This window comes from Arthrobacter sp. AK01, from assembly GCF_021109375.1.
Classification (GTDB): domain Bacteria; phylum Actinomycetota; class Actinomycetes; order Actinomycetales; family Micrococcaceae; genus Arthrobacter.
Genome location: NZ_JAJOHP010000112.1, coordinates 1 through 9,845 on the forward strand (window position 1 = coordinate 1; position 9,845 = coordinate 9,845).

At 62.8% G+C, this 9,845-nt stretch carries 10 protein-coding genes; 4 read left to right on the forward strand and 6 right to left on the reverse strand.

What is annotated here, in order from left to right:
• Positions 1-103: 103 nt before the first annotated feature.
• The 6 genes from LN996_RS22610 to LN996_RS22635 all read right to left on the reverse strand — a co-directional run bounded on the left by LN996_RS22610 (position 104) and on the right by LN996_RS22635 (position 5,881).
• The gene (locus LN996_RS22610) at positions 104-1,342 is read right to left on the reverse strand and encodes a BMP family protein (protein ID WP_231343321.1); all 1,239 of its coding nucleotides are present in this window, start codon (positions 1,340-1,342) and stop codon (positions 104-106) included.
• Positions 1,343-1,455: 113 nt separating this feature from the next.
• Entirely contained in the window at positions 1,456-2,469 is a 1,014-nt protein-coding gene (locus tag LN996_RS22615) for an NADP-dependent oxidoreductase (RefSeq protein ID WP_231343322.1), read from the reverse strand.
• Positions 2,466-2,897 (reverse strand): organic hydroperoxide resistance protein, encoded by a 432-nt coding sequence (locus tag LN996_RS22620; RefSeq protein ID WP_231343323.1) that lies wholly within the window; start codon positions 2,895-2,897, stop codon positions 2,466-2,468. The genes LN996_RS22615 and LN996_RS22620 overlap by 4 nt, the downstream gene beginning before the upstream one ends.
• Before the next feature lie 53 nt (positions 2,898-2,950).
• A complete protein-coding gene (locus LN996_RS22625) occupies positions 2,951-3,385 on the reverse strand; it encodes a MarR family winged helix-turn-helix transcriptional regulator (protein ID WP_231343324.1) in 435 nt (144 codons plus the stop codon).
• Between the two features lie 81 nt (positions 3,386-3,466).
• Positions 3,467-4,672, reverse strand: coding sequence for an amidohydrolase (locus LN996_RS22630; protein WP_231343326.1), 1,206 nt, complete (start codon positions 4,670-4,672; stop codon positions 3,467-3,469).
• A 111-nt stretch (positions 4,673-4,783) separates the two neighbouring features.
• Positions 4,784-5,881 carry a sugar phosphate nucleotidyltransferase gene (locus LN996_RS22635; RefSeq protein WP_256492275.1) on the reverse strand — a complete coding sequence of 366 codons (1,098 nt, stop codon included), beginning with the start codon at positions 5,879-5,881 and terminating at the stop codon, positions 4,784-4,786.
• Positions 5,882-6,170: 289 nt separating this feature from the next.
• On the opposite strand from LN996_RS22635, the gene sdhC reads away from it, so the two are divergent.
• The 4 genes from sdhC (at position 6,171) to LN996_RS22655 (ending at position 9,698) form a co-directional block, all read left to right on the forward strand.
• The gene (gene sdhC / locus LN996_RS22640) at positions 6,171-6,551 is read left to right on the forward strand and encodes a succinate dehydrogenase, cytochrome b556 subunit (RefSeq protein ID WP_089594138.1); all 381 of its coding nucleotides are present in this window, start codon (positions 6,171-6,173) and stop codon (positions 6,549-6,551) included.
• 3 nt (positions 6,552-6,554) lie between these two features.
• Positions 6,555-7,016: a succinate dehydrogenase hydrophobic membrane anchor subunit gene (locus LN996_RS22645; RefSeq protein ID WP_017197835.1), complete on the forward strand. Its 462-nt coding sequence runs from the start codon at positions 6,555-6,557 to the stop codon at positions 7,014-7,016.
• Positions 7,017-7,116: 100 nt separating this feature from the next.
• Entirely contained in the window at positions 7,117-8,916 is a 1,800-nt protein-coding gene (sdhA, locus tag LN996_RS22650; RefSeq protein ID WP_231343328.1) for a succinate dehydrogenase flavoprotein subunit, read from the forward strand.
• Entirely contained in the window at positions 8,916-9,698 is a 783-nt protein-coding gene (locus LN996_RS22655; protein WP_024820061.1) for a succinate dehydrogenase iron-sulfur subunit, read from the forward strand. The genes sdhA and LN996_RS22655 overlap by 1 nt, the downstream gene beginning before the upstream one ends.
• The last annotated feature ends 147 nt before the right edge of the window (positions 9,699-9,845 follow it).

Here is a 9,845-nt window from a genome sequence, read left to right on the forward strand (position 1 = left end):
CCGCGTGCCTCCGCCTCTGCCCGCTGCCCCGCCGCTCCTCCCCCGCCCGGCCGCGCCCCCCCCGGCCGCGCCCCCGCCCCCCCGCCGGCGGTCCAGGAATTGTTTACTTCTTGGGGCTCGCTGCCGATTCGACAACCAGCTTGCCGGAGACGATGTCGGCCTTCAGGGCATCGAGCTCGGACTTGGTTTCAGCAGTGACAGCGGAGTCAAGATCGTGGAACGGTGCGATGGCAACGCCATCGTTCTCCAACGTCCCGACATAGGCTGCGTTGTTGAACTTGCCTTCCGTGTCGTCCTTCACCACGGCTTCAACGGCTTCACCCATCTGCTTGACCACGGAGGTCAGCATGAGGTCCTTGTACTCGGGAGCGGTGAGGTAGCCATCGGAGTCAACCCAGATGAGCTTGACGTCCTTGCCGGCAGCCTTGGCTTCCTTCAGCGCAGCACCTGCACCCTTACCAACGGGGCCGGCTACAGGCATGATGATGTCTGCGCCCTGGTCCAGCAGGTTGATGGTGACCTGCTTGCCGGTGTCCTGCTTTTCGAAGTCACCCGTGAACGAACCGTCCTGGGTGTTCTTGTCCCAGCCGACAACCTGGACGGTCTTGTTCTTGGCTTTGTTGTAGGCCTGGACGCCGTCGTAGAAGCCGTCCATGAAGATGGTGACTGTGGGGATCTTGATGCCGCCGAAGGTGCCCACCTTGCCGGTCTTGGTGGTGGCCGCAGCCGCATAACCGGCCAGGTAAGCCGCCTGTGCCGTGTCATACACGATCGGCTTGACGTTGGCGATCGGCGTCTCATACGTGTAGTCGACGATCGCGAAGTGCTTGTCCGTGTTCTTCTCGGCGGCGGCCTTGGTGGCATCGCCCAGGAGGAAGCCGACGGTAACCGTAAGGTTGCAGCCAGCGGAAATCATGCCGTTGAGGTTGGTTTCGAAGTCGCTGTTGGCCTTCGATTCGGCCGACTTCACCGTGATGCCTAGATCAGTCTCGGCCTTCTTGAGGCCTTCGAACGAGGACTGGTTGAAGGACTGGTCATCGAATCCGCCGGAGTCGGACACGATGCATCCAACAAAGTCGCTCTTGGTGGCAGCGCCGGATCCGGCGTCGGGGGCCTGTCCACAACCGGTCAGCAGGAGCGCTGCTGCGCCGACGGTGGCAACACCGGCCATTGAACCGCGCTTCAGGGTGGCACGCAGTGGTTTCTTCAATTTTCCTCCAGGAAGAAAGTGATTGGCGCTACGACGGATGGTCAATGAGTGTCCGTTTCCTATACCTGAGGCAGAAATTCTGTTTTCACTGATGCTCGCAGCTGCGCCTAAGCGCATTGATGTCACCAACACTAGTGGCCTGGAACACACCCAGCTACCACAAATGATCACTCCAGGTCAGATTGTTGACCTTTTGTTACCAAGCAGTAGCCGGGTGTGCAAGTCACACGCGCTTCACCTGTGGATTAGAGGCGGACGAGCATCTTTCCGGTGTTCGCGCCATCGAGCAGATCAATGAAGGCCTGCGGTGCATTCTCCAGTCCATCGACGATTGTCTCGTCGTAGCTGACGCTGCCGTCGGCCAGCCAACCGGCCATGTTCTGCGCGAACTCCGCGGCGTGCTGGCGTTGTCCGCCCACCAGGAATCCACGCATCGTCAGCTGCTTCCCGATGGCCACTGCCAGGTTCCTCGGCGCAACCGGGGGCTCGGTGGAGTTGTACTGTGCGATGGCGCCGCACATTGCTACCCGTCCACCAACGGTGAGGGTCGCCAAGGCCGCTTCGAGGTGCTCGCCGCCGACGTTGTCGAAGTACACGTCGATGCCGCGCTCCCCCGCCGCCTCACGGAGCTGCTCGAGCACCGGGGCGTCGTTGTAGTTGAACGCGGCGTCAAAGCCAAGCTCCAGCAGGCGGGCAACCTTCTCCGGCGACCCGGCGCTGCCGATGACCTTTGACGCGCCCATGGCCTTGGCGATCTGGCCCACCATCGAGCCGACGGCACCTGCCGCACCGGACACGAAGACAACCTCGCCCTCCTTGAACTCAGCCACCTTGAGCAGTCCGGCGTAGGCAGTCAGCCCTGTCATGCCCAGCGCGCCGAGGAACGCCGACGTTGGAGCGAGTCCACTTGGGACCGGCGTCGTCGCGGCGGCGTCCACCACAGCGTGCTCGCGCCACCCCAGTTGATGCACGACGACGTCACCCACCTTGTGCGCGTCCGAACGGGACGCGATCACCTCACCCACCGCACCGCCGTCGAGCGCTGCATCCAAGCGGAAGGGCGCAGAGTAGGACTTGACGTCGTTCATGCGGCCGCGCATGTAGGGGTCCACGGACATGAACTGGTTCTTCACCAGGACCTGTCCCTCGGCGAGCTCGGGAACCTGGGCCGTTGCCAACCGGAAGTTCTCCGGGGCCGGCCTGCCGATCGGGCGCGAGGCGAGCTGGATTTCGCGGGTTTCCGTTGCGGGGGCGCTCATGCTGCGAACTCCACGAGCTTGAGGTCTACGGCCATGTTGCCGCGGGTCGCGTTGGAGTAAGGGCAGATCTGGTGCGCCTTGGCCATCAGCTCTTCAGCCGTGGTGCGGTCCAGCGCGGGCAGGGCGACCTCCAACTCCGCGGCCAGGCCGTAGCCTTCGCTGTCCGTCAGGGCGCCGAAGTGGATCTTGGCAGCGACGGCGGAATCGCTGAGGTCGGCGCGCTCCTTGCGGCCCACCAGGCGGAGGGCTGAGTGGAAGCAGGCAGCGTAGCCGGCTGCGAAAAGCTGTTCCGGGTTGGTGCCTTCACCGTTGCCACCGAGTTCCACGGGGCTGGCGAGTGCTACATCCAGTTTGCCGTCATTCGTGCGGGCGTTGCCGTCGCGGCCTTCGCCGGAGGCCAATGCCTCGGCAGTGTAGAGAGTCTTCATGGTGTTTCCGTTTCTCTTCGGGAATGGATGTCTCGGGATTTTCCGGGAGTCTGTCAGAGTGAGCTGTTCAGCGCTGCCGTGAGCTTGCCGAGGGTGGCGTGCAGTTGTTCAATCTCGTCGGCAGAAAGGCCTGCGGCGTCGGCGAGGCGCTGGGGCACGGCCTGGGCGCGGGCGCTCAAGGCAGTCCCGGCGTCGGTCAGGACGACGTCCACGCGGCGCTCGTCCTCCGCGGAGCGGCGGCGTTCCACCAGGCCCAAGGCTTCGAGCCGCTTGAGCAGGGGCGAGAGCGTTCCGGAATCGAGGCCCAATTCGGCACCGAGGTCGCGAACACTTCGCGGCTCCTGCTCCCACAGGACCAGCATCACCAGGTACTGCGGGTACGTCAGGCCGAGGTCCTCCAGCACGGGGCGGTAGACCGCCGTCGCAGCCTTGGAAGCCGAATACAGCGCAAAGCAAACCTGGTGGCGGAGGCGGGGTGCATCACTCATGGATAAAACGATAGCGCACAATTCAATTGTGCACAACTCATTTTCGCCTGATGCGAATCAGTGGGTTTACTGCTCGAGGGGTTACTGCTCGAGGTCGCGGATGGTACGGAGGGCAGCCGCGGTCAGGACGCGGATGGCGTAGCCGAGGGCGCGTTCGTCCACGATGAAGTCGCCGCGGTGAAGATCGTATTCTTCGCCGCCGGGCGTGTGCGTGCCAAGGCGCATCATGGCGCCGGGAAGGTCGGCCAAGAACCAGGCGAAGTCCTCCCCACCCATGGACTGCGGGGTCAGGACCACTGCGTTCTCACCCAACTCCGCGCGCGCGGAGGCTTCGATGAGGGCTGTCTCATGCTCGGAATTGACCACCGGGGGCACGCCGCGGGTGTGCTCCATGTGGACGTCCACGCCGTAAGGGGCAGCAACCTGCTTCACCACTTCGTCCAGCAACTCCCCCGCGCTGTGCCAGGCGTCGCGGTCAAGGCAACGCATGGTTCCGGCCATGTAGCCGGAGCCGGGGATGGCGTTGGGCGCAGAGCCGGCGGAGATCTGGCCCCAGACAACGGACACGCCACTGCGGACATCCACGCGGCGGGAAAGAACAGCAGGGACGTTGATGGCGATCTGCGATAAAGCGAAGACGAGGTCCTCGGTCAAGTGCGGCCTGGACGTGTGGCCGCCCCTGCCGGAGAGTTCAATCTTGATGGTGTCCGACGCCGAGGTAATGGCCCCGATGCGGGTGCCGATCTGGCCCACGTTGATCCGGGGATCACAGTGCAGCGCCAGGATACGCGGCACACCTTCAAGCACTCCCTGCTCGATGCAGGACAACGCGCCACCGGGCATGGTTTCCTCGGCAGGCTGGAAGATGATCCGGACCGTGCCACCCAGCGGATTGTTCTTGTGCATCCGCTGCAGCGTCAAGGCAATGCCGAGCATGGCAGTGGTGTGGACGTCGTGCCCGCAAGCATGGGTAACGCCATGGTTCTTCGACGCGAACGGCAGTCCGGTTTCCTCAATGATCGGCAGGGCGTCGATGTCCCCGCGGAGGGCGGTGGCAATGGGGCCTTCGCCCACATCAACCGTCAGCCCGGTCTCTTCCAGCCGCCGTGGCTTCAGCCCGGCTGCTTCAAGCCGCTCCACGAGCTTGTCCGTGGTACGGAATTCCTTGAAGGACAGCTCCGGGTGCGCATGGAGGTCACGCCGGAATTCGATCAGTCCGGGAAGCAGTTCATCAACCCAAGGACTCACCACGGGAGCGGGCTCGGTTTCAGTCGTGTAATTGCGCACGTCACAACTCTAGCCATGCGTGGCCCTCGAAGAACGAAAGCCACCTCTTGGTTACGCTGCGTTCAGCGGCAGGACAACCAAAGAGGTGGCTCACGGTATAAGCGGGTTGCTTTACAGCACGTCCGTATCGCCGCTGGCTTTGAGGGCGTCAACCGTACCTTTGACCAGTTGGGCATGTTCCTTGGTGGTGACCAGGAGCGCGTCCGGGGTGTCCACGATGACTACGTCCTTGATGCCGATCAGGGCAATAACGCGCTTGGTATCGGAGACCACCACCCCGCTGGCATTTTCAGCAAAGACGCGCGCGCCCTCACCAAGCACTGTCACTTCGTCGACGTCGCCGGCGTTGTTGAGGCGACCGATCGCGGCAAAGTCGCCAACGTCGTCCCAACGGAACGTGCCAGGCACGACGGCGACATCGCCGGCCGCCGCTGCGGGCTCGGCCACCGCGTAGTCAATGGCAATCTTGGGCAGGGTGGGCCAGACACGGGCGGTCACCTCGGCGCGCTGCGGCGTATCCCAGGCCTCGGCGATTTCCTGCAGGCCCGCGAAGAGCTCGGGCTGGTTGGCTTCCAAGTGCTTGAGCATGAGGGCCACAGGAGCGACGAACATGCCGGCGTTCCAGACATAGTCCCCTGCCTCGACGTACTTATTGGCAACTTCCTGGCTGGGCTTCTCCACGAACTCCGCAACTGCAAGCGCGTTGGGAGCGCCTTCGACATGGAGGGCTGCACCGGAACGGATGTAACCGAAACCAGTAGACGGGTGCGTTGGCTTGATGCCGATGGTGACGATCTTTCCCATGGCTGCGGTATAGATCGCTTCGCGCACGGTTTCCTGGAAGAGATTGTCCGGACTGATGACCTGGTCTGCGGCGAAGGAGCCCATGATGGTGTCCGGGTCCCGGCGATACAGGATGGCAGCGGCCAGTCCAATGGCGGCGCCGGAGTCCTTGGGCTCGCTTTCGAGCACCAGTTCGTCGTCCCCTACTTCGGGGAGCTGGCGGCACACTGCGGCGCGGTGTGCCTCGCCGGTTACTACGAGCACCCGCTCGCCGGCCAGCGGCTCAAGGCGGTCGTAGGTGGCCCTCAACAACGTGCTGCCGGAACCGGTCAGATCGTGGAGGAACTTGGGCGCGGCGGCACGCGAGAGCGGCCACAGCCTGGTGCCCACACCGCCCGCCGGAATGACCGCATGGAAGCGGTTCATGGGCGATTCCGGGTATTTCGCGTCTTCTGTACTCACCGCAACACTTTATCCGACGCAGCCGGGAAGCCCCGCAGAACGCCACGCATGTGGTGTTCGTCTCAAGCACTGGCCAAAATTGCCTGAATACGGGCAGGAAACATGGAATTAACAAGCAGAGAAGCCAGTCCTAAATTGAATATGCTGTTAGCGAAGCCTAGATTTAGGCGTGAGCTACGAGTGCTCTCGCAGCAGGCGTTCCCCCCGCATGGATCCCATGCCAGCGCCGCTGTGTTGCAGGAAGGTTTAATCAGTGCCGACAAAACCAGCTGGCACCTTGTACCGCGGCCGTGAAGGCATGTGGTCCTGGGTTGGACACCGTATTACCGGTGTAGTGATCTTTTTCTTCTTGTTGGTCCATGTGCTGGACACCTCATTGGTGCGCGTGTCCCCTGAGGCCTACACGGCCGTCATTGGTGCTTACAAGAACCCCCTCATGGCCCTGGGGGAAACGGGCCTGGTCGCTGCGATCATCTTCCACGCCTTCAACGGCCTGCGCGTGATCGCCATCGACTTCTGGAAGAAGGGCGCAAAGTACCAGCGCCAGATGCTGTGGATCGTGCTTGCGCTGTGGCTGGTCACGTTCGCCGGCTTCGCCATCCGCCACCTTTCCCTCGCGCTGGGAGGCCACTAAGCCATGACAACCATCGAATCCCCGCGTTCCGGGAAAATCGCCCCGAAGTACAACCGCACAGGCTCCAGCCGCGGCAACTTCGAGATGATCGCCTGGCTCTTCATGCGCCTCTCCGGCATCGTCCTGGTGGTGCTGATCTTCGGCCACCTCTTCGTGAACCTGTTGGTGGGCGAAGGCATCCACGCCATCGACTTCGGCTTCGTAGCCGGCAAGTGGGCAGATCCCTTCTGGCAGTTCTGGGACCTCGCCATGCTGTGGCTTGCCATGCTGCACGGCACCAACGGCGTCCGCACCATCATCAACGACTACGCCGAGAAGGACTCCACGCGCTTCTGGCTCAAGATGGTCCTTTACGCGGCCACCCTGGTCATCATCATCCTGGGCACCCTGGTGATCTTCACCTTCAACCCGTGCCCCGTGGTGGACGGCGTTCAGCTTCCCGGCGGATTCTGCCCGGCCCCGTAGAGGCCGTGCCACAGCGGCGCTGCCGGTTTGATACGGCACGCCTGACGTAGCGGAGCAGCCTCCGCCGACCATCTGATTTTTGAAAGAGAGAGCATCTGGTATGCAGGTCCATAAGTACGACGTCGTCATTGTCGGTGCAGGTGGCGCCGGCATGCGCGCCGCGATCGAGTCCGGTCAGCGCGCACGCACAGCGGTACTGACCAAGCTCTACCCCACCCGCTCGCACACCGGTGCAGCCCAGGGTGGAATGTGTGCAGCACTGGCCAACGTCGAAGAAGACAACTGGGAATGGCACACCTTTGACACCATCAAGGGTGGCGACTACCTGGTTGACCAGGACGCAGCCGAGGTCATGGCGAAGGAAGCCATCGACGCCGTGCTGGACCTGGAAAAGATGGGCCTGCCGTTCAACCGCACGCCCGAGGGCCGGATTGACCAGCGTCGCTTCGGTGGCCACACCCGCGACCACGGCAAGGCCCCCGTCCGCCGTGCTTGCTATGCGGCAGACCGTACCGGCCACATGATCCTGCAGACGCTGTACCAAAACTGCGTCAAGCACAACGTTGAGTTCTACAACGAGTACTACGTCCTGGACCTGCTGATCGTCGAAGAAGACGCAGTGCGCGAAGACGGTACTCCGTACAAGCAGAAGCGTGTAGCCGGCGTGGTCTCCTACGACCTCGCTTCCGGTGAACTTCACGTCTTCCAAGCCAAGTCCGTGGTGTTCGCCTCCGGCGGCGCCGGCAAGGTCTTCAAGACCACCTCAAACGCCCACACCCTCACGGGCGACGGCATGGGCATCGCGTTCCGCCGCGGCATCCCGCTGGAAGACATGGAGTTCTTCCAGTTCCACCCGACCGGCCTGGCCGGCCTTGGCATCCTCCTCACCGAGGGTGCTCGTGGTGAAGGTGCCATCCTGCGTAACTCCGAGGGTGAGCGCTTCATGGAGCGCTACGCCCCCACCATCAAGGACCTTGCACCCCGTGACATCGTGGCCCGCGCCATGGCGAACGAAGTGCGTGAAGGCCGCGGCTGTGGCCCAAACAAGGACTACGTCCTCCTGGACCTGACCCACCTTGAGCCGGCGCATATCGAGGCCAAGCTTCCGGACATCACGGAGTTCGCCCGCACCTACCTGGGTGTGGAACCGTTCACCGATCCTGTTCCCGTTTTCCCGACGGCGCACTACGCCATGGGCGGCATCCCCACGAACATCACCACCGAGGTGCTGCAGGACAACGACACGATCGTGCCGGGCCTCTACGCAGCCGGTGAAGTTGCCTGTGTGTCCGTACATGGCTCCAACCGCCTCGGCACCAACTCGCTCCTGGACATCAACGTCTTCGGCAAGCGCGCCGGCATTGCCGCCGCTGAGTACTCCAAGACGGCCGACTACGTCGAGCTGCCCGAGGATCCGGAGGCAATGACCCGGGGCATCCTCAGCGGCCTGCTCAACGGCAATGGCACCGAGCGTGTTGCACAGATCCGCAAGGAACTGCAGGACACCATGGATGCCAACATGCAGGTGTTCCGTACCAAGGAATCGCTGGAGCAGGTCCTCAGCGACATCGAGTCCTTCGAAGAGCGCTACAAGAACGTCACTGTCCAGGACAAGGGCAAGCGCTTCAACCTGGACCTCCTGGAAGCGGTGGAACTGGGCTTCCTGCTGGACATGGCCAAGGTCATGACCGTCGGTGCCCTGCACCGTGAAGAGTCCCGCGGTGGCCACTACCGCGAGGACTTCCCGGACCGCAACGACGAAAAGTTCATGAAGCACTCCATGGCTTACCTGGACAATTCCGTCACCGTCGACTCCTCGGCGGAATCCGTCGCGGGCATCCGTCTTGAGACGAAGCCCGTCATCTTCACCCGTTACGAGCCGATGGAGCGTAAGTACTAATGACGACCGAAATGGCAGAGCCCGCTTCCAAGATCGAGCTCCCGGCAAGTGTTGCCGGCGACGGTGAAATTCCCACGTTCCACATCACGCTCCGCGTGCGCCGCTACGATCCGGAAATCTCGGACGAAGCCCGCTGGGACGACTACAAGCTGACGATGTACGGCACGGACCGCGTGTTGGATGCCCTGCACAAGGTCAAGTGGGAAATCGACGGCACCGTTTCCTTCCGTCGCTCCTGCGCCCACGGCGTGTGTGGCTCCGATGCAATGCGCATCAACGGCCGCAATCGCCTCGCTTGCAAGACGCTGCTGAAGGACCTGGACACCACCAAGCCCATCACCGTCGAGCCGATCAAGGGCCTCCCCGTGGAGAAGGACCTGATCGTGGACATGGAACCCTTCTTCCAGTCCTTCCGCGAAGTCATGCCGTTCCTGATCAACAAGGGCCACGAGCCCACCAAGGAACGCCTGCAGTCCGTTGAGGACCGTGAGCGCTTTGACGACACCACCAAGTGCATCCTTTGCGCAGCCTGCACCTCATCTTGCCCGGTCTTCTGGACCGACGGCCAGTACTTTGGTCCGGCAGCAATCGTCAACGCACACCGCTTCATCTTCGATTCCCGCGATGATGCCGGCGACATGCGCCTTGAGATCCTCAACGACAAAGAAGGCGTGTGGCGTTGCCGCACCACCTTCAACTGCTCGGAAGCATGCCCTCGTGGCATCCAGGTGACCCAGGCAATTGCCGAGGTCAAGCAGGCCATTCTGGCCCGCAAGATCTAGTCACCGTTCTTCAAAGAACAAACACGACGACGGCGCCCCACACCCCGGATGGTGAGGGGGGCCGGGGGCGTTTATAGCAGGGGTGCACCGGGGAAAGCGACCGCACGCGCGCAACCGGTCACCCCGCCGAAAGGTAAGGAGAGCGGG